This is a genomic window from Acinetobacter lwoffii, assembly GCF_015602705.1.
GTDB lineage: Bacteria > Pseudomonadota > Gammaproteobacteria > Pseudomonadales > Moraxellaceae > Acinetobacter > Acinetobacter lwoffii_E.
Genome location: NZ_CP059081.1, coordinates 1,369,857 through 1,394,639 on the forward strand (window position 1 = coordinate 1,369,857; position 24,783 = coordinate 1,394,639).

The following is a 24,783-nucleotide window of genomic DNA, read 5'->3' on the forward strand; positions in this document are numbered from 1 at the left end:
CACGCATGTTTGTGCGACTGTTTTATACCTTACGCAAATATGGTGTACCGGTATCGACTCGCGAATTGATTGACCTGAATCAGGCAGTTTCTGCAGGTCTGGTGTTTGCCGATCAGGACGAGTTCTATCAGCTGGCCAAAACCGTAATGGTCAAGGACGAGCGCTATTTCGACAAGTTCGATCGCGCCATGAAAGATTATTTTGATGGTATCGCGACCTTTGATCTGGATGAACTGCTAAATCAGGTGCATAAGCTGCCCAAAGACTGGTTCGATCTCGAATTACTCGAGAAGCATCTGACCCCGGAGCAGCGCGAAGATCTGAAAAAAGCCGGATCGCTAGAAGAACTGATGAAAATGCTGGAAGAGCGTCTGCGCGAACAGCATAAAAAACATCAGGGCGGTAACAAGATGATTGGTACTGGTGGTACTTCGCCCTTTGGTGCTTATGGTGATCATCCTGAAGGCGTGCGTATTGGCGGGCCAGGGCGTAAGCGTTCTGCAGTGAAAGTCTGGGAGCAGCGTCAATACCGTAATCTGGATGATGAGCAGATTTTGGGTAGCCGCCAGATGCAGATGGCATTGCGCCGTCTACGAAAATTTGCCCGTCAGGGTGCAGCCGAAGAACTCGATATTGATGGTACGATTCGTGAAACGGCCAAGCAGGGTATTCTGGATGTGCAACTGGTGCCCGAGCGTCGTAACCGTATTAAAGTTTTAATGCTGTTCGATGTCGGTGGTTCGATGGATGCGCATATTGCCCAGTGTGAAAAGCTGTTCAGTGCGGCGAAAACCGAATTCAAGACCCTGGAATATTTCTATTTCCATAACTGTCTCTATGACTATGTCTGGAAAGACAATATCCGTCGTTCCAGTTCACGCATCAATACCTGGGATTTGTTCAATACCTATGGCCGTGATTACCGCGTGATTGTGGTCGGAGATGCCAGTATGGCGCCGTATGAGCTGAATTCTGTCGGTGGTTCGGTTGAATATATGAATGATGAAGCTGGACAGGTCTGGTTACAGCGTCTGCGTCAGCATTTTGATAAAACTGCTTGGCTGAATCCGGAAGAAGAAAAATACTGGCATTACACCCATACCATTGGTCTGATCCAGCAGATATTTGAAAATCATATGTTTCCAATGACGCTGAAAGGCATTGAAGACATGACCAAATATCTGGCGCGTTAATTCCATTTATCTATAAGTGACTTTAGTTAGAGTTATTAGTGATTTCAAACAAATTATTCTAGTATAAAGTCACTCATTATCTCTTATTTAAAATTTCAGGCATCATTATGGCTCATCAAATTAATGGTATTGCGTTACCAAATGAAGAGGGTTTTTTTGGTCAATATGGCGGTCAGTTTATTCCACCCGATCTGAAACAGGCCATGGATGATATTAATGTGGCCTATCAGGAAATTCGTCAGACTGAAGAATTTCAGAATGAATTGAAAGACCTATTTGCTCATTATGTCGGTCGTCCAAGTCCACTATTTCATGCCAAACGTCTTTCTGAACAGCTCGGTGGAGCCCAGATTTATTTGAAACGTGAAGATCTGAACCATACTGGCGCGCACAAGATTAATCATTGCCTAGGTGAAGCACTACTGGCCAAATATATGGGCAAGACCAAAGTCATCGCAGAAACTGGTGCCGGCCAGCATGGTGTTGCTTTGGCAACTGCATGTGCCTTGGTGGGTATTCCGTGTGAAATTCATATGGGGCAGGTGGATATCGAAAAAGAGCATCCAAACGTCGTCAAGATGAAAATTCTGGGTGCCAAGCTGATTTCTGTGACTCGCGGTACAGCCACACTCAAAGATGCAGTCGACAGTGCTTTTGAAGAATATTTGAAAGATCCGAAAAATTACATCTATGCTATCGGTTCGGTGGTTGGACCGCATCCATTTCCGATGATGGTTCGTGATTTTCAGTCGATTATTGGTGATGAGATTAAAGTTCAGGCCAATGAGCGTTTTGGTGCAAATCCTGACTATGTTGTTGCCTGTGTCGGTGGGGGTTCCAATGCAGTTGGCGCATTCACTGCATTTTTAAATGAACCAGATGTGAAACTGGTAGGCGTTGAGCCGGCAGGTCATGGTCTGGATACTGACAAGCACTCAGCAACATTAACTTTGGGTAAGCCGAGCCAGTTACACGGGATGGCCTGTTATGTGCTAGAAGATGAACAAGGCGAACCTTTACCAGTGCATTCAATTGCTTCTGGTCTGGACTATCCAGGAGTAGGCCCGCAGCACAGTCTGTTAAAAGATCTGGGACGGGTAGAGTACACTACAGCAACTGATCAGGAATGTCTGGATGCATTTATGACCCTTTCACGCGTTGAAGGCATTGTGCCTGCACTGGAAAGTTCACATGCAGTAGCTTGGGCCATTCGTGAAGCGGGTAAATTGCCAAAAGATACCAAGATTGTGGTGAACTTATCAGGTCGTGGTGATAAAGACTCAGATTATGTCGCAGAAAAATTAGGTCTCAACTGATTTTATTCAAAATGTTCATATAAAAAATCCCGGTACACGTACCGGGATTTTTTATGCATCAGATATAAAACTTTATCTTGTATCATTTAAGTGATCTTCAAATGCCTTAGAGAAAGCTAGATGATATTTTAACCTGAGATATATTGCTGTAACTGTTCAATTAATTTGCGTTGGTCATCCATGGCCGCTTTGACCAAATCCCCAATTGAAATCAAACCGATCAGTTTTTCATGTTCGACCACAGGTAAGTGGCGTAGGTGGCGTTCAGTCATCAGAGATAAACAGTCTTCTACGCTAGTAGCTGTATTTACGGTAATCACTTTAGAGGTCATGATCTCATTAACAGTGGTGTCGAATGAGGTTCTTTGCATCAGCGCGATCTTACGCGTGTAATCTCGCTCTGACAAAATCCCCACCACGTTGTCTTCATGGGTTACCACAAGCGCCCCGATTCCTTTATCTGCCATCAAGGTGATGGCCTCTAAAACGGTAGAATCTGGACGGATGGTATAAATAGCTTGATGCATTTTTTCACTGAGCACCTGTGCCACATTGGTCATGCTTAATCATCCTTATTGGTTAATTTATTATTAATCCTAGAGTATGTATTCAACCTGAACATCTCTAAGTGTTTAGGTTTTAGTCTTTATAAATAGCATGTTATTTAAGCAATGTGCAGTCTTTGTTGCGAAAAAAACAGATGACGCATCTGTGCAGCAGTCAGTTTGAGTTTGGTTCCATTGGTGTTGAACAGGGCTGGCGTAACATTCAGTCGCGACAGGGTCGGCAATAATGCATTTTCAAAATCTTCAGAATTGATTTTACGCGGGATGTAATCCGGCCAATGCTGCTGGGCATAATTTTTAGCATCCAGCGGATTGAGCCAGAATGGGAAGATACAGTCTTCCTGGTCACGCATCATCGCCCAGCCTTGGTGATATGCGCCCCATAGCTCGCCACAATTCATCAAAGATTTAAGCATCGTGATCTTTAACAGAAAGTTTTTGCAGATCGGATCAATTTGAATAATTTTTCGTGGTTTCATTAGAATAAAGTGCTATTGGAGTTCAGGCTCTATTCTAGGAACTTTATATGAAATTACTGTTTCAGCTTTGCAAGGATTCGTAAGAAAATATGTATTGATTGCTATTTATTGAAAAAAGGGCTGAAAAAAACGCCACCTAGGTGACGTTTCTTTATGCTTGCATGGTGGCCATGTTTTGCCAGTACTGGGCTTTGAGTGAATCTCGTTCTACACGGAAACCTTGATAATAAAGTTCTGCTAAAAAGAGCGCTGCTTTACCATGGCCTGCACGAGCGGCTTCTTCAAGCTGTTTTACCGCATCAGCAAAGTTCATTTGCGATTGAATGGTATTCACGGCATCTGCGTACAGATGTTCCAGATCGTGTTGAGAGAGTTGTTGTATCATATAAAAACTCCTTAATTTTAATTATGATTACAGGATAGACTATTTAGTCTAAATACAAATATAAATTAGTATTGTTAAACTAATATTACAAAATAATGGAAAAGTCAACTATTCGATTTTATTTGTTTACTTCAGTTATAGTTTAACTGATTAAACTATACACAACTATAAATATTATTAAGCTACATTGTAAATTGATAGCAAACAATAAGGAGAAGGCCATGATGACAAGAACTTTAGATGGTGTGAAATTTGATATGCCTCCGACTGCAGGTCAAATTATGGAACTTGCCGATTTGCATCGTAAAAAACTCGATCAAGCTATATTCAGTAAATATACCCATCTAGGCGATTATGGGCTGGCACAACGTAAAGAAGTCTACGACTTTACCCGGGCGCTGGACGAAAACCAGCGTGAGCAGTTTTATAAACTCTATAATGGTGAGCTGGTCCGCATTGCAGATGAGGATCGCTTACATCCGCCTGAAGCAGAAGCCGGTTTAAGTAAATTTGCAATTGCACTGGTATTGCTTGTTGTTGCATTGGTGCTGTATTCAACAATTATTACTAGAATAATGAATTAATGCCCAAAATAGCAGGATTCAGCTCTTGTGAATATTCAGTGCGCTGACTTGAACTTATGTAACTGCGACCATACACTACCTCTAACCTGAGGTAGTGTATGTCTATAGATACAGAAAAACTAAGCCAATTTTTCAGCAGAATCAAACTGGAACAGATTTATAACAGTGTGGTTATTTTTATTATTGCGGTCATTCTACTTTTAGCCGCATTTGCTTTATATCGTCCGCTTAGCCTTTCCCAAGTCACCCAGATTCAACAACTGTCTAAACAGCAAAACCTTCCCCGAACCCAAGATATGGCACTCGCCTTGTTAGAGCAGCAGCATATCCGTCGTGGGCAGTACCTTAAATTGATGCAGGCTTATCAGCAGGAATCGCTTCGGGCACGTCAGCTTCCGCCGGTCTCTGTGGAGATGCCTTAGGCATAGGATTTGTTGGTAAGTAATAATTGGCATCCATTAAATTCTGTTCCAAACGCATTTTCAAAGCATTTTGATCCAGTTCTTTATTGACAACGACCAGGGTTAAGCGATCAGGATGAAAATGCTTGCGCACTGCATTTTGTACATCTGCCGCTGTGATTTTAGCCAGGCGTTCTGGATAACTGGATAAATAATCAGTTTGCTCACTATAAAAACCTATATTGCCTAGCTGGGCATTAATGGTGGCATTACTGCTGTAATTATTAGGAAAAGCACGTAACATGCCTGCTTTGGTTTCTTCCAGACGCTGAGTATCAATAGGTTGACTGACAAAGTTGATAAATGCTTGATGTGCGACCTGAATGCTATCTAGCAGTTGATCCTGACGCGTGGAATACTTAAAGCTGAATACGCCCGGTGCCTGACTAAAGCTCAACGAACTATAAGCGCCATAAGTAAAACCACGTTTCACCCGCAGTTCCTGCATCAATACCGCATTAAATCCGCTACCGCCAAACATGCGATTGGCGACCTCTAAAGCCAGTTTATCTTCAGTAAAGCGAGTTGGGCCTAAATGCCCAAAGGTGACATGCGCCTGAGACGAGTTATAGGGTAGATGTACCACTTCAAAACCAGATTGAGTTTCAGGTTGTGGCAATCGCACTGCTTTTTGCCCTTGGGGTAAATTACCGGCAATGCGTTCAGACAGTTCCAGTGCCTGTTTCGGGCTGAGTTTTCCAGTAATGGAAATATTCATATTTTGCGCCACCAAAAACTGATCACGAAATTTTTTCAATAATTCTGCGTTAATTTTCTTGGTACTGCCTTGGGTACCAGTGATTGGTTCTGCATAAGGGTGTTGACCATATAGGGCACGATAAAAACGGATATCCATGAGTCGGCTTGGATTTTCCTGCAGCTGTTTTTGTCCCACTTGGGTATTGCTTAAAGCCAGATTAATGCTGGATGGTTTAAATGATGCATTCTTGAGAACCTCCATCAGCATGCCCAATGCGGGTTCCAGTTTTTCCGGGTCTGAAAGCGTACGCAGACGGACCACAAACATGTCCCGATAGGCTTGTACGCTGAATTGTGCTCCGGTTTGGTCAAAAACTTCCGCCACCTGATTGGCGCTATATTTGTCGGTTCCTTCACGCATCAACTTGGCTGCCATATTGGATAGGCCATATAGACCTTTGGTAATTTCCTGATCACGAGCCGAACCGGCATTAAAGGTCAGCTGGATATCTACCATGGGAAGATCCTGCGTTTCAACGAACAGTGTACGTACCTTATAGCGATTGTTCAGGTCATGAATATAAGGCGCCTGAAAATCCCGTTGCTGATTAATATTTTTTAAGCTTTGCAGCAAAGGGATAGACTGTAACTGACTCGGATTATCATTTTGGTTAGGCTGGGGATCCAGATAGTTTTCTGCATGGGTAGCCGAGCTAAGACTTAAAATTGAAATAAGCAAAAATGAACGAAGTTGAAGCATTATAATCCCCGTTGCTGGGTGTTTTGTTCAGGAGAGAGATAAAGCGTGCTGAGATTTTCACGTACAAAATAGGCGTTTGCGACACGCTGGATATCCTGAACGCTGACACTTTCAAAGTGTTTCGGTAATTCATCCATCAGGCGATAACTCAAGCCATTGACCTCTAGATTTCCAATCATTTTGGCTTGTCCGGCAATATCATCCTGGCTATAGATCAAATTGGAAATAAAGCGGGTACTGATACGATCCACTTCCTGTTGGGTCATCGCTGTAGTTTTAAGTAAATCCACTTCATCCTGAATTGCTTGTTGTGCTTCTTGCAAAGAGATGCCCGGCGCAGGTAAGGCAGAAATACCAAACAGGCTGTCGCCGCGATTATAGGGATCATAAGAAACGCTGACAGAGGTCAGAATTTTACGATCACGTACCAATCGGTCTTGCAGGCGCGAAGAAATGCCACTGTCCAAAAGACTGCGAATAATGGTCAAGGCATAAGCATCTTGGGGGTTTTTGGCAGTGCCAAGGGATTTTACATTCCAGGTCATGTACAGATTGGGCACCTGAACATTGCTATTGATCTCCATATGGCGATAACCCAAACGCTCAAACTCCAGTACGTCATTGCGCGCCGGTGTTGGACGTGCGGGAATGTCAGCAAAATATTTTTGTACCTGAGCCAAAGCAGCTTCAGATTCTACATTCCCCACAATCACCAGAATGGCATTATTCGGACTGTACCAATCCCGGTACCATTTTTTGACATCATTCAACTGAATATTATTCAGAGTTTTCATGTGTCCAATCACCGGCTGGCGATAATGACTGGTCGGATAACTGACCCATTTAAACCGTTCAAATGCTTGCGCCCGCGGATTGTCATCGGTACGCTGGCGCCGTTCTTCCATGACGACTTTAATTTCTGGCTCGAAGTCCTGCTGCCGCAATAATAAATTGCTCATGCGGTCAGATTCAAGTTCCAGCGCCATAGGGAAATAGGCCTTAGGATAGAGCTGATAATAATTGGTGTAATTGGTAAAGGTGGCGGCGTTGATGCTACCGCCATAAATCCGGCTCAGACGGGTAAATTCGTCATTTGGAACTTTATGCGTACCTTTGAACATCATGTGTTCAAGTGCATGCGAGACCCCCAGAATATTGCCAGATTCATCACTGCTGCCGACTTTGTACCAGATCTGGGTCATCACCATGGGCGCACGATGGTCTTCCCGAATAATGACTTTTAATCCATTACTTAACGTGGTTTCAAAAGTGGTGCGTGATAATTCACTGCGAGTCTGGGCTTGGGCCTGATTAATACTTAATCCCAGCAATAAGGCACCAAGTGGATAAAGTGTTTGTTTAATCATTCTGGAAAAAGAGGAGACAGTCAAAAAGGTGGCGGACACTAGATCTCCCAAAAATAGGCATTTGTATTTAGCGTTATTTTTAATAAATGTGTGCTTGAAAGCAACCGAGAGCTGTAGCTTTTTGGTATGTTTGTCCAGCATTTCCATTGCTAGCTGCAAAGCAGGCAAGTTATGGTAGAATCTGGGTTTTTAACGCAATGCTTTTCAAGGATTCGGCATGCAACAGCAATCTAATGGGCAAAACAAATTTTTGATTGATGCTGATATCGGAGATGATGATGTCACATTACCGAGCTTACCTGCGGTCAATGTGCCTATCGTAGAAACGCCAAGCGAAACAGCTGTAGTTTCTGCACCTGTTACCACAGAAACTGAAAATGAAGATTCTGCTGCGAAAGGTGGCTTCTTTAGCCGTATGAAAGTGGGTTTAACCAAAACCCGTAAAAACCTTGCCGATGGGATGGTGAATATCCTGATCGGTGGTAAAGAAATTGATGATGAATTATTAGAAGAAGTCGAAGAGCAGCTTCTGGTGGCAGATATTGGCGTGGAAGCAACCAAGACCATTATCGCTAACCTGACTGAACGTACGGCACGTGGTGATTTGATCTACTCGCATTCACTCTATAAAGCGCTTCAGGAAGAACTGGTGGCTTTATTAGCACCACGGGTAAAACCGCTGCACATTGATCCAAACAAATCGCCTTATGTGATTCTGGTGGTTGGTGTAAATGGTGTCGGTAAAACGACTACCATTGGCAAGCTGGCAAAACGTTTGCAAGGTGAAGGCAAGACCGTCATGTTGGCAGCAGGTGATACTTTCCGTGCGGCTGCAACTGAACAGCTCCAGATCTGGGGTGAGCGTAATAATATTGCGGTTGTTGCTCAGGGTCATGGTGCTGACTCAGCTTCAGTGATTTTCGATGCTTTTGAAAGTGCGCGTGCCAAAGGTGTGGATGTATTGATTGCAGACACAGCGGGCCGTTTGCATAACAAAGGTCATTTGATGCAGGAATTGACTAAAGTAAAACGTGTAATGCAGAAAATTGATGCCACTGCACCTCATGAAGTGATGTTGGTGGTCGATGCCGGTACTGGTCAGAATGCTATTAATCAGGTCGAGATGTTTGATGAGGCGGTAGGCTTGACGGGCTTAACTATTACCAAACTTGATGGTACTGCCAAAGGTGGGGTACTGTTTAATATCGCCAGTCGTACTCATGTGCCGATTCGCTTTATTGGTGTGGGTGAAAAAATTGATGACCTGCGTCCATTCTCTGCCAAATCTTTTGTTGCTGCATTATTTGAAACTGAAAAATAAATAATGTGCAATGCTTCACATAAACTCCGCTAAGTGCGGAGTTTGTTGTTTTTGGCTGGTTTGAGTGTTGTAAAAACCGACAGTAAAACCACCACTAAATCTGCCCATCTTGATAAAGGCCTTATAATTGTAGGGGATTTTCTAAGCTGATTTGGCTTGTTTTTTGTGGGGTAGAAAATGGCATTGCTAAATAAAATTGGTCAGGTATTAACAAGTGATCTCACCAAAGATTTTAAATTTTCAAGAAAAAACAAACTGAATGATGATTTAGAACTGACTTTTGTCGATCAATTGAAAAAGCGCCGTAGTATCGATCAACTCGGTAAGCGGGTACATTCTAGTCAGGCTTATCTTAGCGAAATCATTCAGGAAGCAGTGCGGAGTTGTCCTTCGGCTTATGATTCTCAAACTACGCGCATTGTGGTGTTATTTGCAGACTCTCATTATCGATTCTGGGAAATTGTGAAACAGGTACAGCGTCAGCATATGCCGGCACATATTTACGAAGGGATTGAAATCAAGTTGAATCAATGTGCTGCTGCCTATGGCACGGTTTTATTTTATGAAGATCAAGCCGTGATTCAACAATTGCAAAAGAAAATGCCATTAAATAGTGAGGATTTTCCAGCGTGGTCGGAACAAACTTCCGGTATGGCGCAATTTGCTGTGTGGATGACGCTGGCAGATTCTGGTTTGGGAGCATCCTTACAGCACTACAATCCACTGATTGATGAAAGGGTCGCTGAGCATTTTGAGATTGAAAAGAACTGGTTGTTACGTGCACAACTTTGCTTTGGATCAATTGAACAAACAGTAGAAGAAAAATTACAAAAGCCGGATTAGCATCGTTTCAAAGTATTTAATTAAAATTTTATAGAGCACTTTATATGTGACAGCATGGAAGCTGTGAATAAAATCAGATACAAATACGCTACTCAGATCTAGATCTGATTGTTCTATAAATAAAACACATTGTTATCGAAATGCACCTGTCTTGGGTGTTTAAAGCACGTAATATGACTTTATCGATTTTCAAATAATCAAAATATACAGAGGTGGGTTCATGGCATTTTTAGATCAGATTAAACAACGCCGTAGCATTTATTCAATTGGAAAAAATGTAGAGCTGGATCAAGCAGAAATTGAGAAAATCATTAAAGATGCGGTGAAGCACAGTCCGTCATCTTTTAACTCGCAAACCTCGCGTGTGGTGATTTTATTTGGTCAATCACATGATACTTTCTGGCATATTGTACGTGAAACTTTACGTGATCTGGTTTCAGCAGATGCATTTGAATCAACCAATAGCAAGATCAATGCTTTTGCTGCAGGTTATGGTACCGCACTGTTTTATGAAGACCAGAACGTGGTGAAGTCGATGCAGGAGCAGTTTGCACTTTATGCCGATAACTTCCCGGTCTGGTCTGAGCATTCTTCTGCTATTGCACAGTTTGCAACCTGGACCGCTTTGGCAGAAAGAAATATTGGTGCTTCATTGCAGCACTACAATCCAATTATTGATGAAGAAGTCGCACAAACTTTCGAGATTCCATCTCACTGGAAACTTCGCGCTCAACTGGTATTTGGTTCGATTGAAGCTCCTGCAGGTGAAAAAACCTTTATGGATGATGCAGAGCGCTTTAAGACCTTTGCATAAATAATTTTAGATTAAAAAGTAGATTTAAAAGAAGCACGTTGATGCCACTGCTGTCCCATAGTTTGCTTTAAATAAAAAAACCTGAGTCCTAACAGTTAAAATATGAGTGCAAACAAACACTTTAACGACCAGGATTCAGGTTTTGTCACATCAGAATACCGTATTTCATGAGCTAATTAAACCTGTTGTGCGACAGGATTTTGAACAACTTGCTAAAGTACACCATGTTGGACAGAAATTTAGAGCGGCTTCAAGATGGGATCAGTTTATTGCCATCTTGATGTCTCAACTTTCCTGCAGGCAAAGTCTGAGAGATATTCAATCCAATCTGGAGTGCCAACAGGACAAACTGAGTCATTTCGGAGCAAAGTCTATTCCCCGAAGCACGCTGGCACGAATCAATGAGCAGCAGCCTGCTGCCTTGTATCAACAGCTATTTCACAAGTTGCTTAAATACTATGAACACTCGAAAGTAGCTCATAAATTTTGCTTTAAGAATCCCTTGTATTCCTTGGATGCCAGTCATATTGACCTGTCGCTTTCCTTATGTGAATGGGCCAAAGTTCACGACTCAAAAGCCAGCATGAAACTCAGCATAGGATTGAATCACAGCAATGATATTCCTGAGTTTGTTGCAGTTGAAAATGGCAAAGAAAATGACATGGTACAAGGCCGCAAATTCCAGTTTCCTGCTGGCAGCATTGTAGTTTTTGATAAAGGCTATGTCGATTACCAATGGTATGCAAATCTGACTGCTCAAAACATTGGATTTGTCACACGTTTTAGGCCTAAATCTGTGTATCAGGTGATCCAGCAACATCCAGTGCTTGAATCCAAAGGTATTCTAAAAGATGAAACCATTCAGCTGAATAGCGCACATGCCCTAAAAAGAAAAGCCCCAGTGTTAAGAAGAATTGAATATAGAGATCAGCAAAGTGGCAAGCACTTTAGCTTTCTCAGCAATAACTTTCATTTAGCCGCCTCCACCATTGCGGCGATTTATAAAGATCGTTGGAAAGTTGAGCTGTTCTTTAAGGCGATTAAGCAGAATCTCAAATTAAAAGCGTTTCTAGGCCGCAGCAGGAACGCAATTCAGACACAAATCTGGATTGCGATGATCGCCTATTTATTGGTGAGTTTCGCTCAACATTTAGGGAAAACAGGTTGGACAGTTCAACGTTTACTCAGAATAATTCAAGTGAATTTGTTTGAAAGAAGAACTTTAAAAGCTTTATTTTCACCCGATAAAATACCCATAAAACAAGAGGAAGCTCAAATGAGCTTCCTCTTGTGAAAAATTGTGGGACAGCAATGACGTTGATGCTTCTTTTTTATGTCTTCGAGTTGTATTTAGATGTGATGTAATATGTCTAGCCAAATAAATGCTAAGAACACAGGCTGTATCGCTCCAGCTTTTGTCATAAGATTGTCATTTAGACGCGGCATAGTGCAGCTAATTTTTAATAAACAACCAAAAATGAGTATAGGATATGGGTTTACGTATTGCGGCAACTGCAGCAGTGTTTCTGTTTAGCACACCAGTTTTTTCGGCAGTGACCGTCACAGTACCTGAAGAAATAAAAATTGTTGCCGTAAATGATCAAGAGGTGAACTCGGGTCTATTACGTTCTAATCAGACTTATAGCTTGGATGCAGGTGTAAATGCGATCAGCGTACGCTATAACGAATTTTTCCAGCATTCAGACAATTCACATGACATTTTAAAGTCAGGTGTGGTTACGGTAAAAACACCAAGCCTTAAAGATGGTGAAACTTACCGTTTAGCACTTATTCAGGCGCCTAAAGATTTTGATGCAGCGCAAAAATATAAAGATCAGCCCATTATTGGCCTATATGATGCGAAAAATCAGCTCTTAGTCCAGCAGACGGGTGCTAAAGATTCAGCGAAACCATGGTTTGGAAATCGCGTATTGACTAAAAAAGTAGATATGACAACTCAAGCCGCGACACCAGTTCATCAACCGGCAGCTATATATACTCAGTCAGTAGAACAGAATGATCAGCAGCTGATTCAATTATGGCAGAAAGCTTCTAAAGCTGAACGTCAAAAATTTATGACTTGGCTCGCTGAGCAGACAAATTAAAATATTTTGATGAAGAATCAAAAAGATCACCATTGAGGTGATCTTTTTTTATGAGATGAAGGCTAGAAAATTAACATTTGCTTAAACTTTTCATGCGGAATTAGCTAGAAAAACGCAAAAAAGTGTTAAAAATAGCCTTTTAGATTAAAAAATAAACGCATGATTGGTTTTTTTGAATATTTTTAAGAAAAGCCCTTGCGCTCGTTTTGAAACTGTATAGAATACGCAGCACACCAACGCAATGCATGAAACGAAACGTTAAGTGATTGGGTTGGAGCTTGAAACTGACGAGGTTTTAAGAAGATCATTAAGAGCTTATGAAGAACAACTTGTGTGGATTTTTACTGGTTGATCGATCGAAATTATTTTCATTGATTGATGGTAGAAATTACTCGAAGTTTATTTGAGAAATATTTGTCAGAAAATTGATGAGCCAAGATTGGCACCCTTTAAGGTGCTACATAGTATTAAACTGAAGAGTTTGATCATGGCTCAGATTGAACGCTGGCGGCAGGCTTAACACATGCAAGTCGAGCGGGGAAATGTAGCTTGCTACATTACCTAGCGGCGGACGGGTGAGTAATGCTTAGGAATCTGCCTATTAGTGGGGGACAACATCTCGAAAGGGATGCTAATACCGCATACGTCCTACGGGAGAAAGCAGGGGACCTTCGGGCCTTGCGCTAATAGATGAGCCTAAGTCGGATTAGCTAGTTGGTGGGGTAAAGGCCTACCAAGGCGACGATCTGTAGCGGGTCTGAGAGGATGATCCGCCACACTGGGACTGAGACACGGCCCAGACTCCTACGGGAGGCAGCAGTGGGGAATATTGGACAATGGGGGGAACCCTGATCCAGCCATGCCGCGTGTGTGAAGAAGGCCTTTTGGTTGTAAAGCACTTTAAGCGAGGAGGAGGCTACCGAGATTAATACTCTTGGATAGTGGACGTTACTCGCAGAATAAGCACCGGCTAACTCTGTGCCAGCAGCCGCGGTAATACAGAGGGTGCAAGCGTTAATCGGATTTACTGGGCGTAAAGCGCGCGTAGGTGGCCAATTAAGTCAAATGTGAAATCCCCGAGCTTAACTTGGGAATTGCATTCGATACTGGTTGGCTAGAGTATGGGAGAGGATGGTAGAATTCCAGGTGTAGCGGTGAAATGCGTAGAGATCTGGAGGAATACCGATGGCGAAGGCAGCCATCTGGCCTAATACTGACACTGAGGTGCGAAAGCATGGGGAGCAAACAGGATTAGATACCCTGGTAGTCCATGCCGTAAACGATGTCTACTAGCCGTTGGGGCCTTTGAGGCTTTAGTGGCGCAGCTAACGCGATAAGTAGACCGCCTGGGGAGTACGGTCGCAAGACTAAAACTCAAATGAATTGACGGGGGCCCGCACAAGCGGTGGAGCATGTGGTTTAATTCGATGCAACGCGAAGAACCTTACCTGGTCTTGACATAGTAAGAACTTTCCAGAGATGGATTGGTGCCTTCGGGAACTTACATACAGGTGCTGCATGGCTGTCGTCAGCTCGTGTCGTGAGATGTTGGGTTAAGTCCCGCAACGAGCGCAACCCTTTTCCTTATTTGCCAGCGGGTTAAGCCGGGAACTTTAAGGATACTGCCAGTGACAAACTGGAGGAAGGCGGGGACGACGTCAAGTCATCATGGCCCTTACGACCAGGGCTACACACGTGCTACAATGGTCGGTACAAAGGGTTGCTACCACGCGAGTGGATGCTAATCTCAAAAAGCCGATCGTAGTCCGGATTGGAGTCTGCAACTCGACTCCATGAAGTCGGAATCGCTAGTAATCGCGGATCAGAATGCCGCGGTGAATACGTTCCCGGGCCTTGTACACACCGCCCGTCACACCATGGGAGTTTGTTGCACCAGAAGTAGGTAGTCTAACCTTAGGGGGGACGCTTACCACGGTGTGGCAGATGACTGGGGTGAAGTCGTAACAAGGTAGCCGTAGGGGAACCTGCGGCTGGATCACCTCCTTAACGAAAGATTGACGATTGGTAAGAATCCACAACAAGTTGTTCTTCATACGATGTATCTGAGGGTCTGTAGCTCAGTTGGTTAGAGCACACGCTTGATAAGCGTGGGGTCACAAGTTCAAGTCTTGTCAGACCCACCAAATCTGACTAACGAAGCATGAAAGTGCTGAAGCAAACAGAACAGAACGATACATTGACTTATTGATAAGCTGGGGACTTAGCTTAGTTGGTAGAGCGCCTGCTTTGCACGCAGGAGGTCAGGAGTTCGACTCTCCTAGTCTCCACCACGTATTCGTTCGAATACGTAATAAGCAAACGGTTTGATAGCTTATAGAGCTTAGTAAGAAAGCGGCGTATAATGCGCGGCATTGTTATTAAGCTCTGTGATTTATCACAGTAATGCAGTCCGACGAGGATGCATTAAATCATTAACAGAATATATTTGAGTTGAAATAATTTGTTCATACTCATACAAGAGCGGAAACAAGAGATCGCAAGATTGATTGTTGAAGTGATTGAATGAGAACTAGCGAAATTAACTGAATCAAGCGTTTTGGTATATGAATCTAATTGAAGCTGTACGGTGCTTAAGTGCACAGTGCTCTAAACTGTTATGTTGGTTGATCTACTTGTAGGATCAAACGACTGTTTGGGGTTGTATAGTCAAGTAATTAAGTGCATGTGGTGGATGCCTTGGCAGTCAGAGGCGAAGAAAGACGTGATAGCCTGCGAAAAGCTCCGGGGAGGCGGCAAATATCCTGTGATCCGGAGATGTCTGAATGGGGAAACCCACTTACCATAAGGTAGGTATTGCAACATGAATACATAGTGTTGCAAGGCGAACGAGGGGAAGTGAAACATCTCAGTACCCTTAGGAAAAGAAATCAATTGAGATTCCCTCAGTAGCGGCGAGCGAAAGGGGAAGAGCCCATTAAGTCATATAAGTTCTAGTGGAACGCTCTGGGAAGTGCGACCGTAGACGGTGATAGTCCTGTACACGAAAGGGCTTATATGATGATGTCGAGTAGGGCGAGGCACGTGAAACCTTGTCTGAATATGGGGGGACCATCCTCCAAGGCTAAATACTCCTGACTGACCGATAGTGAACCAGTACCGTGAGGGAAAGGCGAAAAGAACCCCTGTGAGGGGAGTGAAATAGATCCTGAAACCGCATGCATACAAGCAGTGGGAGCCGACTTGTTCGGTGACTGCGTACCTTTTGTATAATGGGTCAGCGACTTATATTCAGTAGCAAGGTTAACCGCATAGGGGAGCCGTAGGGAAACCGAGTCTTAATAGGGCGTTTAGTTGCTGGGTATAGACCCGAAACCAGGTGATCTATCCATGAGCAGGTTGAAGGTTGGGTAACACTAACTGGAGGACCGAACCCACTGTCGTTGAAAAGCCAGGGGATGACTTGTGGATAGGGGTGAAAGGCTAATCAAACTTGGTGATAGCTGGTTCTCCCCGAAAGCTATTTAGGTAGCGCCTCGGACGAATACCATTGGGGGTAGAGCACTGTTTCGGCTAGGGGGTCATCCCGACTTACCAAACCGATGCAAACTCCGAATACCAATGAGTACTATCCGGGAGACAGACTGCGGGTGCTAACGTCCGTAGTCAAGAGGAAAACAATCCAGACCGCCAGCTAAGGCCCCAAAATTATAGTTAAGTGGGAAACGATGTGGGAAGGCATAGACAGCTAGGAGGTTGGCTTAGAAGCAGCCACCCTTTAAAGAAAGCGTAATAGCTCACTAGTCGAGTCGGCCTGCGCGGAAGATGTAACGGGGCTAAAACTATATGCCGAAGCTGCGGATGCATAATTTATTATGCGTGGTAGGGGAGCGTTCTGTAAGCCGATGAAGGTGGATTGAGAAGTCTGCTGGAGGTATCAGAAGTGCGAATGCTGACGTGAGTAACGACAATGCGAGTGAAAAACTCGCACGCTGAAAGACCAAGGGTTCCAGTCCAACGTTAATCGGGGCTGGGTGAGTCGACCCCTAAGGCGAGGCCGAGAGGCGTAGTCGATGGGAAATTGGTTAATATTCCAATACTTCTGTGTAATGCGATGAGAGGACGGAGAAGGTTAAGTCAGCCTGGCGTTGGTTGTCCAGGTGGAAGGTTGTAGGCATGTATCTTAGGCAAATCCGGGGTACTCTATGCTGAGAACTGATAGCAAGCTGTACTTGTACAGTGAAGTGGCTGATACCATGCTTCCAGGAAAAGTCTCTAAGCTTCAGTTACACAGGAATCGTACCCGAAACCGACACAGGTGGTCAGGTCGAGTAGACCAAAGCGCTTGAGAGAACTCTGCTGAAGGAACTAGGCAAAATGGTACCGTAACTTCGGGAGAAGGTACGCTGTTGTCTGTGATAGGACTTGCTCCTTGAGCGGCCGACAGCCTCAGAAACCAGGCCCCTGCAACTGTTTATTAAAAACATAGCACTCTGCAAACACGAAAGTGGACGTATAGGGTGTGATGCCTGCCCGGTGCTGGAAGGTTAATTGATGGGGTTAGCGTAAGCGAAGCTCTTGATCGAAGCCCCAGTAAACGGCGGCCGTAACTATAACGGTCCTAAGGTAGCGAAATTCCTTGTCGGGTAAGTTCCGACCTGCACGAATGGCATAATGATGGGGGCGCTGTCTCCAGCAGAGACTCAGTGAAATCGAATTCGCCGTGAAGATGCGGTGTACCCGCGGCTAGACGGAAAGACCCCGTGAACCTTTACTGCAGCTTGACATTGAACTTTGATCTTACTTGTGTAGGATAGGTGGGAGGCTTTGAAGTCGCGACGCTAGTTGCGATGGAGCCGTCCTTGAAATACCACCCTGGTAATATTGAGGTTCTAACTCTGTCCCGTTATCCGGGACGAGGACCATGTCTGGTGGGTAGTTTGACTGGGGCGGTCTCCTCCTAAAGAGTAACGGAGGAGTACGAAGGTGCGCTCAGCGTGGTCGGAAATCACGCGTAGAGTATAAAGGCAAAAGCGCGCTTAACTGCGAGACCCACAAGTCGAGCAGGTACGAAAGTAGGTCTTAGTGATCCGGTGGTTCTGTATGGAAGGGCCATCGCTCAACGGATAAAAGGTACTCTGGGGATAACAGGCTGATACCGCCCAAGAGTTCATATCGACGGCGGTGTTTGGCACCTCGATGTCGGCTCATCTCATCCTGGGGCTGAAGCAGGTCCCAAGGGTATGGCTGTTCGCCATTTAAAGAGGTACGCGAGCTGGGTTTAGAACGTCGTGAGACAGTTCGGTCCCTATCTACCGTGGGCGTTGGAAATTTGAGAGGATCTGCTCCTAGTACGAGAGGACCAGAGTGGACGAACCTCTGGTGTACCGGTTGTCACGCCAGTGGCATCGCCGGGTAGCTATGTTCGGAAGGGATAACCGCTGAAAGCATCTAAGCGGGAAGCCTACCTCAAGATAAGATTTCCCCGAGACTTTATGTCTCCTAAAGAGCCGTTGAAGACTACGACGTTGATAGGTTGGATGTGGAAGCATAGTGATATGTGAAGCTGACCAATACTAATTGCTCGTGAGGCTTGACTATACAACACCCAAGCAGTTGTATATAAAGCATCAATTGATTTCATATTGATCTAACGATCAGACGAAGCCTTGATTTAGTTAAGCTAATCGAACAAACTACTGCAACTCAGATATACCTGTTAATGAACGATGTTCAAAGCACTGCTTTGAACAGAGTGCAAGATTTGAAGAAAGCTAAGGCAACCATAAGACCTCAGTAAGTAATCATACCAGTTGTGCTGGCGACCATAGCAAGAGTGAACCACCTGATCCCTTCCCGAACTCAGAAGTGAAACCTCTTAGCGCTGATGGTAGTGTGGGGTTACCCATGTGAGAGTAAGTCATCGCCAGCTCATTATTCGAAATCCCCCTCCGCATTAGCAGAGGGGGATTTTTTTGTGCGTGGAATTTTAGATAAGATATTTAATATATCTATCTCAAAGCTGATCAGATTCTTCTGAGACAGAGAATTCCTGTTAATTTGTTTGACCTATTGGGATCTCTGTAAAACTAGCGCTATAAGAGTTTACAAGCTGATCTTATAAACCTTACAAAATAAAAAACCAGCGAATCGCTGGTTTTTTATTGCAGACTATTTTAGCTGAATATATATATCATGGCTGAGATTAATAGGTTGTAGGTATACTTTCATGGTAAAAACTTTAATGGACACAATTAGCGATTACTATTTACCAAATATTAAATAAAATAGCCTAAGTATGGTTAAATTAATTCTCTTTATTCAGTCATTAGAGAGAGTCTTTTAGCATTTTTTTATGCTGTTTTACTTGGTTGGCATAACGTTTACCTTGTTTACGCATTTTACGATTATTTTCATAACCTGACGGACCTACATTATAATAGGCAAGCGCTTTCTTCCAGTCACCGGATGATTGATTATATTTAGAAAGAATATATGTACCACATTGGATATTACTGCTTTCATTGTATAAATCACCTGGGCAGGTTTGTTGCCAATATCTTGGAATCACTTGCATCAAGCCTACCGCACCTGCTGGCGAAGTTGCTTGGCTACGATAAGTAGATTCCTGATGAATCACAGCCGCCACTAGGAGCGGATCTACACCTTGATTTTGTGCATGTTGAACAATTAAAGGTGAAACACGATTAGCTGTACTGGATGGGGTGGAGTAAGCAGTTTGAATGCCTTTAGATAATTTAGCTGCGCGCTTTTCTACCGAGCCTCCGCCCAAAGATGAGCAACCCGCAAAAAGAAAAGTGCTCAATAAAATAGAAGAAAATTTAAAAGAATGAGAATTAAATAGTGAACGTTTAGATTTAATTGGATTTAATAGATGAGAAAAAAACAAACTGTGAATTCCATGCCTGAATAAACGTATTTCGATGTTAGGCAGCCTATATACAAGAGTCAAGCTCGCTGCTGATGAAAGCACTTTATTAATGTACAAACTTTATCTATCTACTAAAAAATCTCTAAGTTGAAAGGTTTTTTAGCATCCAGATTTCACAGGCTTCACTATGTCCGGTATTGCCTTCAGGGTGATCAAGATGCTGAAAACCGAATTTTTCATAAAGTTTCACCGCTTGCCAAAGCACTTTAGTTGTTTCTAGATAGACTGACTTAATCTGATGGGCCAGTGCAAATTCAAAGGATAATTCTAAAATTTTCTTGGCAAAACCCTGCTTACGAATTTCAGGTAAAAAGTACATTTTCTGAATTTCTAAAATAGTTGCATCACCTTTTAATGGCGCAATTCCACCACCCCCGTAAATTTTATTTTGTTGATCCACAACAACCCAGTAAGCTGATTTTGGTTGCTGATAAACTTGATATAGCTCATCTAGAATAGAATCACCTACGGCAAAACCAGATTCTGCTGCCAGTCCAAATTCTTGGGAAACACGACGAATAATGTTTGCAATTTGGGCATTATCTTCAGGCTGAATAGGACGAATAGAGTACATATTGGACTGATTTTATTTTGAAAAAACGATGAATTTTTATAACCTTAAATCCTTAAAAAATCCATCGTTTAATTAACTCATGTAAGTTTAATTCGCTACTTAATGAGTAATCATTATTTTAATTCGCTCGATGATTTTCCTAGTTCCCGACGGGCAATAATCAGTTGCTGAATTTGCTGGGTGCCTTCAAAAATATCCAGAATCTTGGAATCACGCGCCCATTTTTCTAAAAGTTCAGTTTCGTTATAACCAATGGCTGCCGCAAGTTCGACACATTTTAAGGTAATTTCATTACCGATCCGACCGGCCTTGGCTTTGGCAATAGATGCTTCACATGAATTTGGTTTGTGATTATCGGCCATCCAGGCGGCCTTCAGCATCAGCAAGCGTGCTGCTTCCCATTCAGCTTCCATACGATAGATTTGTGCTGCGATATTAGAGCTTTGTAAATACGGTGTGGCATAAGTAGAGTCCAGTTGATCCTTAAAAATCTCCTTGATGCGTTCCAGCGAGGCTTTCGCACAACCAATCGCCATGGCTGCAACCAGCGGGCGAGTATTATCAAAGGTTTCCATTACGCCAGCAAAGCCTTTAGCAACATCGATTTCTGCATGACCGAGCAAGTTTGCTGCAGGTACTCGACAGTTGATAAAGCTAATCATGGCAGTATCGGATGATTTAATCCCTAATTTATGTTCTAGTCGTTCAACCTTCATTCCTGGAGTACCTTTGGTCACCACAAATGATTTAATTGCCGATCGTCCCAGTTTTTTATCCAAAGTTGCCCAAACGACCACTGCATCAGCACGCTCTCCGGAGGTTACAAAAATCTTCTCACCATTCAGAATATAATCATCACCATCTTTGGTTGCAGTGGTACGAATTGCAGCGGAATCTGAACCGCAACCTGACTCGGTAATCGCCATGGCGGCCCAAGTTTCATGAAAACGGTGCAATTGCTCCTCATTGGCAACAGCTGCAATGGCTGAATTTCCTAATCCTTGGCGTGGCATCGAGAGTAATAAGCCAGTATCGCCATAACACATTTCAATAATGCTTAGGGCGGTAGACATATTGATACCATTTTTATTAGTCGTATCTGCATCGCCACGTTTATTGACTGCTGCACCAGCATTCATGCCTTCACTACCTTGGTTCATGCCATCCACGACTGAAGCGAGCATGTCTAGCTCTATCGGATAAGCATGTTCAGCCTTGTCGTATTTACGTGAAATAGGACGCAAAACATTGAGGGCAACTTCATGTGCTTGATCAATTAAAAGCTTAAATTTTTTTGGAGTTTGTAGATTCATCATTGTTCTTCTTTATGTTCTGATCAGGTATGCAAGCCAGAATGGAGAATGGCAGTGGCTCTCAAGTCTCTATACCAGCGTTCTACCGGATGTTCTTTGGTAAAGCCATGACCACCTAAAATCTGTACACCATCGGTGCCTATTTTCATGGATTTTTCTGCGCAGAGCAGACGCGCTATATAAGCCTCACGATGGAAAGCTTGACCGGATTCAGCCAGACTGGCGGCATTCAAGATCAACATTTGCATCGCATCAATTTCAATGGCCATATCGGCAATCATAAAGGCGACACTCTGACGATGGGAAATCGGTTCACCAAAAGCGATACGTTCATTGGCATATTGCACACAGTATTTTTTGACTGCTTCACAGGTGCCCACCGCCATCGCACACCACATCAAATTGCCCAAATCTACGAATGCACGATAATCAAAATCTTCATCACCCAGACGATATGCCGGAGTATTTTCAAATTTTAGCGTGACTGTTTCAGTGGCCTTTAAACCCATAGCCGGCGATTTTTTCGCAGTGATGGTACTGTCGCGTTGCACCACAAAGACCTCAGCTCTGCCATCCAGATCAGCACTGACCAGATAGAGATCGGCACTTTCTCCCAAGAGCACTAAGGTCTTTTGACCCCGAATCAGATAATGTCCCTGATGTGCAACAGCCTTGGTTCTAAGTTGCTCCGGGTTAAACGCTGCTGTTTCTTCCTGCACTGCAAAGGTGGCCTTTAACTCAGGATTCTCTGCGAAAGCGCCCAGATATTCTGACTGAATCTGCTCTGAGCCCCAGCGGGTAATGGCGTTAATGAAACTAAAAGTCGAAAGTAAGCCAGCCGTCAGACTGAAATCACCCTGAGCCAAATGTTGAGCGATTAAAATATTGCTGACAATATTCTGTTCCGATGCAACGCCCCCCAATGCTTCAGGCAGGGCATAGAAATTCAAGCCTAAATCAGTGCTGTATTGCCAGAGTTCATGGGGAAATAATTCATGCTGATCTGCATCATGCGCCAAGGGATACAGCACCTCTTGGGCAAATTGCTGCATGGCATCACAGGTCATTTGCTGTTCTTCAGTCAGGTTTAGATCAAATAAGGATTTAGACTGATGCGGCAGACGCTGTTTTTGAATCTTCTGGCCAGATTTCAGGATTTTCTGGGTTTGACTCAGGGTTTTGAATCCTACTTTTGAACTTTGATAAAGTGATTTTTCTACAAATTTCCGCAGCTTTAACTGGTCTAATACTTCGCTACCCGCGATTTTGGTCAGTATGGACAAGCCAAATCCTTGGGCTTTATTCACCATATTATTCATTCTGATTATCCTAAAGGTGTTGTCACGTTATTTTTTTTAATACTGACATGCACTCAGAGATAAAACCATGCCATCCCTGACACGAATGATTGACAATTTTTAGGTTTCGGGGATTGAAGAAATGGAGGAATAAATCAATGAAAAATAAAAGAAAGATAAAAATATAAAAAATCGAATATGTCTAAAAATTGACCCGAATGACAAAATCATCCGGGTCTTTTTAATGCAGATTTTATTTTAAGAGAGATGATGTCTAATCATGGCACGCACATTGGTTTTGGCATCAATCACGGTCATAAAGGTATAGGCACCAATAAATTTACGGCTAATAAACATAAATTCTTTGGGTGGAACACTGAAATAACGTGAAGCCATAGATCTCGATGCCTGTTGCATCACACGGCTATGCAGCTGGCTTTTTTTCCAGTCATAGCGATTATGTTCATCCATGATGCCAGCTGGCAATTCTTGATTATTTAGCGGTGAACTAAACGCTTCGGTGGCCAGTAAAAAGACTTTGGCCATATCCGGTTTGATGCTTTGCGGAATCGAATCAAAAAACTCATAACCAGTCATCGCCTTGACCATCATATCCGAGTCATGATGATAGCCTGCCTGGATCAGGTTACGCGCAACACTGAGCAGATGCTGGTCAAACTGGCGGATCGCGCCAAAGTCGAGCAGAATGATCTTGTCGTGCACATCTGCGCCATTGCCCAGACGAACCAGATAATTACCAAAGTTCGGATCGGTTTGCATCTCGCCCCATTCGAAGATTTCACGCACTGCAATTTCCAGAGACGCTTCACCTAACAGGTTGCGGCGTTCTTGGGGCAGGGATAACATTACCGGGCTATTGATCGGCACACCACGTTCAAAAGTCATGCATAGCACACGATCTGAGCAATATTCATTAATAATGGTTGGGACGATATAACGAGGATCATCTTTTAAACGCGCCGCAAAACGACGCGTGGTATCTGCTTCAATCTGATAATTTACTTCACGGTGCATCATCTCACGGACTTCATCGAACCACTGGTCGAATTCGCGGGTCTGCGGCACGATGCGAGTCAATTTCAGCATGTTTTTAAACAGGCTCATATCGGAATCAATCGCTTCTGCCACACCCGGATACTGAATTTTTAACACCAGTTCCATGCCATCAGATTTTCGGGTAGCGCGATGTACCTGTGCCAAAGAAGCTGTGCCCAAAGGTTCATGATCAATGGTGAGATCGTCGAGTTTTGAACCGAGTTGTTGCTGTAACTGGGTCTTGATGGCTGGCCATGCCAATGCTACCGTCTGATTGTTTAGGGTATTGAGAGCCTGAGTGACTTCTTCTGGCAGAAAATGCTCACCATATAGCGCCATCATCTGGCCAATTTTAACGATAGACCCTTTCAGCTTGCCAATTTCTGCGACCAGATAATCGGCCTGTTCTTTCATAGCTTTTTTACGTTTCTTTTCTTTTTCTTCTTCGCTTGAGAACATGGAGCTTGCACTAGAAGCCGCCCAACGCGTACCTGCCAGCAAGGATGCCTTTGCGATCGATAAGCGTCGATCCATAGAGGAGGTTTTCAGTTGTTTAAGCTTATCGTTCTGATCTGACATGTAAACTCGATCCTTTCATCATCAGCATGAAGCAGAATAAATCATTGTAAGGGATAGTAGCGTTTCTGCACGTATTAAAAAAGTTTAAGCCGCTGAATTCATAGTAAAAGCTAGACAAGCTTTCATTTATTCACCAACTTGTATCAGTTTAGACAGGGCA

General features: G+C 43.5%; 19 protein-coding genes, 2 tRNA genes and 3 rRNA genes. 14 read left to right on the forward strand and 10 right to left on the reverse strand.

What is annotated here, in order from left to right; genetic code table 11:
• Window positions 1–5 precede the first annotated feature (5 nt).
• Both H0S56_RS06700 and trpB read left to right on the forward strand, forming a co-directional pair.
• Window positions 6–1,193 carry a vWA domain-containing protein gene (locus H0S56_RS06700; protein WP_195725983.1) on the forward strand — a complete coding sequence of 396 codons (1,188 nt, stop codon included), beginning with the start codon at window positions 6–8 and terminating at the stop codon, window positions 1,191–1,193.
• Window positions 1,194–1,300: 107 nt separating this feature from the next.
• Entirely contained in the window at window positions 1,301–2,509 is a 1,209-nt protein-coding gene (gene trpB, locus H0S56_RS06705) for a tryptophan synthase subunit beta (protein WP_004278689.1), read from the forward strand.
• A gap of 128 nt (window positions 2,510–2,637) precedes the next feature.
• Here the strand turns inward: trpB and H0S56_RS06710 are convergent, their stop codons facing one another.
• From H0S56_RS06710 to H0S56_RS06720, 3 genes are all read right to left on the reverse strand, one after another.
• Window positions 2,638–3,069: a CBS domain-containing protein gene (locus H0S56_RS06710; protein ID WP_004278688.1), complete on the reverse strand. Its 432-nt coding sequence runs from the start codon at window positions 3,067–3,069 to the stop codon at window positions 2,638–2,640.
• Window positions 3,070–3,173: 104 nt separating this feature from the next.
• Window positions 3,174–3,554: a DUF2750 domain-containing protein gene (locus tag H0S56_RS06715; RefSeq protein ID WP_004278687.1), complete on the reverse strand. Its 381-nt coding sequence runs from the start codon at window positions 3,552–3,554 to the stop codon at window positions 3,174–3,176.
• A gap of 151 nt (window positions 3,555–3,705) precedes the next feature.
• Complete coding sequence (locus H0S56_RS06720) at window positions 3,706–3,939, reverse strand: SEL1-like repeat protein (protein WP_004278686.1); 234 nt, start codon at window positions 3,937–3,939, stop codon at window positions 3,706–3,708.
• Window positions 3,940–4,163: 224 nt separating this feature from the next.
• On the opposite strand from H0S56_RS06720, the gene H0S56_RS06725 reads away from it, so the two are divergent.
• Together H0S56_RS06725 and H0S56_RS06730 are read left to right on the forward strand one after the other, a co-directional pair.
• Window positions 4,164–4,523, forward strand: a complete 360-nt coding sequence (locus tag H0S56_RS06725; protein WP_004278683.1) for a hypothetical protein — start codon at window positions 4,164–4,166, stop codon at window positions 4,521–4,523.
• Window positions 4,524–4,621: 98 nt separating this feature from the next.
• Complete coding sequence (locus H0S56_RS06730; RefSeq protein ID WP_004278682.1) at window positions 4,622–4,945, forward strand: hypothetical protein; 324 nt, start codon at window positions 4,622–4,624, stop codon at window positions 4,943–4,945.
• Here the strand turns inward: H0S56_RS06730 and H0S56_RS06735 are convergent.
• On the reverse strand, window positions 4,869–6,443 hold the full coding sequence (locus H0S56_RS06735) for a M16 family metallopeptidase (protein WP_195725984.1): 1,575 nt from the start codon (window positions 6,441–6,443) through the stop codon (window positions 4,869–4,871). The two genes, H0S56_RS06730 and H0S56_RS06735, sit on opposite strands and share 77 nt — an antisense overlap.
• Window positions 6,443–7,849, reverse strand: coding sequence for a M16 family metallopeptidase (locus H0S56_RS06740; RefSeq protein ID WP_195725985.1), 1,407 nt, complete (start codon window positions 7,847–7,849; stop codon window positions 6,443–6,445). Before H0S56_RS06740 ends, H0S56_RS06735 begins: the two co-directional genes overlap by 1 nt.
• Before the next feature lie 178 nt (window positions 7,850–8,027).
• Between H0S56_RS06740 and ftsY the strand changes: the two genes are divergently transcribed.
• From ftsY to rrf, 10 genes are all read left to right on the forward strand, one after another.
• A complete protein-coding gene (ftsY, locus tag H0S56_RS06745; RefSeq protein WP_085064684.1) occupies window positions 8,028–9,131 on the forward strand; it encodes a signal recognition particle-docking protein FtsY in 1,104 nt (367 codons plus the stop codon).
• A gap of 177 nt (window positions 9,132–9,308) precedes the next feature.
• Window positions 9,309–9,974 (forward strand): nitroreductase family protein, encoded by a 666-nt coding sequence (locus H0S56_RS06750; protein WP_195725986.1) that lies wholly within the window; start codon window positions 9,309–9,311, stop codon window positions 9,972–9,974.
• A gap of 220 nt (window positions 9,975–10,194) precedes the next feature.
• Window positions 10,195–10,788: a nitroreductase family protein gene (locus tag H0S56_RS06755; RefSeq protein ID WP_004278677.1), complete on the forward strand. Its 594-nt coding sequence runs from the start codon at window positions 10,195–10,197 to the stop codon at window positions 10,786–10,788.
• Window positions 10,789–10,930: 142 nt separating this feature from the next.
• Window positions 10,931–12,082 (forward strand): IS4-like element ISAbe18 family transposase, encoded by a 1,152-nt coding sequence (locus tag H0S56_RS06760; protein WP_195726062.1) that lies wholly within the window; start codon window positions 10,931–10,933, stop codon window positions 12,080–12,082.
• 196 nt (window positions 12,083–12,278) lie between these two features.
• Window positions 12,279–12,893 carry a DUF2057 family protein gene (locus H0S56_RS06765; protein WP_005100087.1) on the forward strand — a complete coding sequence of 205 codons (615 nt, stop codon included), beginning with the start codon at window positions 12,279–12,281 and terminating at the stop codon, window positions 12,891–12,893.
• Between the two features lie 469 nt (window positions 12,894–13,362).
• A 16S ribosomal RNA gene (locus H0S56_RS06770) occupies window positions 13,363–14,900 on the forward strand.
• A gap of 60 nt (window positions 14,901–14,960) precedes the next feature.
• A tRNA-Ile gene (locus tag H0S56_RS06775) sits at window positions 14,961–15,037 on the forward strand.
• Between the two features lie 71 nt (window positions 15,038–15,108).
• Window positions 15,109–15,184: transfer RNA gene (locus H0S56_RS06780), tRNA-Ala, on the forward strand.
• A 374-nt stretch (window positions 15,185–15,558) separates the two neighbouring features.
• A 23S ribosomal RNA gene (locus H0S56_RS06785) occupies window positions 15,559–18,452 on the forward strand.
• A 216-nt stretch (window positions 18,453–18,668) separates the two neighbouring features.
• A 5S ribosomal RNA gene (gene rrf, locus H0S56_RS06790) occupies window positions 18,669–18,783 on the forward strand.
• Together the 16S, 23S and 5S rRNA genes with 2 tRNA genes alongside form the textbook arrangement of a ribosomal RNA operon.
• A 396-nt stretch (window positions 18,784–19,179) precedes the next feature.
• Here the strand turns inward: rrf and H0S56_RS06795 are convergent.
• The 5 genes from H0S56_RS06795 to H0S56_RS06815 all read right to left on the reverse strand — a co-directional run bounded on the left by H0S56_RS06795 (window position 19,180) and on the right by H0S56_RS06815 (window position 24,623).
• Window positions 19,180–19,761: a lytic transglycosylase domain-containing protein gene (locus H0S56_RS06795; RefSeq protein ID WP_086044746.1), complete on the reverse strand. Its 582-nt coding sequence runs from the start codon at window positions 19,759–19,761 to the stop codon at window positions 19,180–19,182.
• Window positions 19,762–19,885: 124 nt separating this feature from the next.
• Window positions 19,886–20,377, reverse strand: coding sequence for a GNAT family N-acetyltransferase (locus tag H0S56_RS06800; RefSeq protein ID WP_004280478.1), 492 nt, complete (start codon window positions 20,375–20,377; stop codon window positions 19,886–19,888).
• 113 nt (window positions 20,378–20,490) lie between these two features.
• Window positions 20,491–21,690 (reverse strand): acyl-CoA dehydrogenase family protein, encoded by a 1,200-nt coding sequence (locus H0S56_RS06805; RefSeq protein WP_004280477.1) that lies wholly within the window; start codon window positions 21,688–21,690, stop codon window positions 20,491–20,493.
• Window positions 21,691–21,713: 23 nt separating this feature from the next.
• Complete coding sequence (locus H0S56_RS06810) at window positions 21,714–23,000, reverse strand: acyl-CoA dehydrogenase family protein (RefSeq protein ID WP_171054319.1); 1,287 nt, start codon at window positions 22,998–23,000, stop codon at window positions 21,714–21,716.
• Window positions 23,001–23,246: 246 nt separating this feature from the next.
• The gene (locus H0S56_RS06815) at window positions 23,247–24,623 is read right to left on the reverse strand and encodes an ABC1 kinase family protein (protein ID WP_004280475.1); all 1,377 of its coding nucleotides are present in this window, start codon (window positions 24,621–24,623) and stop codon (window positions 23,247–23,249) included.
• Between the last annotated feature and the right edge of the window lie 160 nt (window positions 24,624–24,783).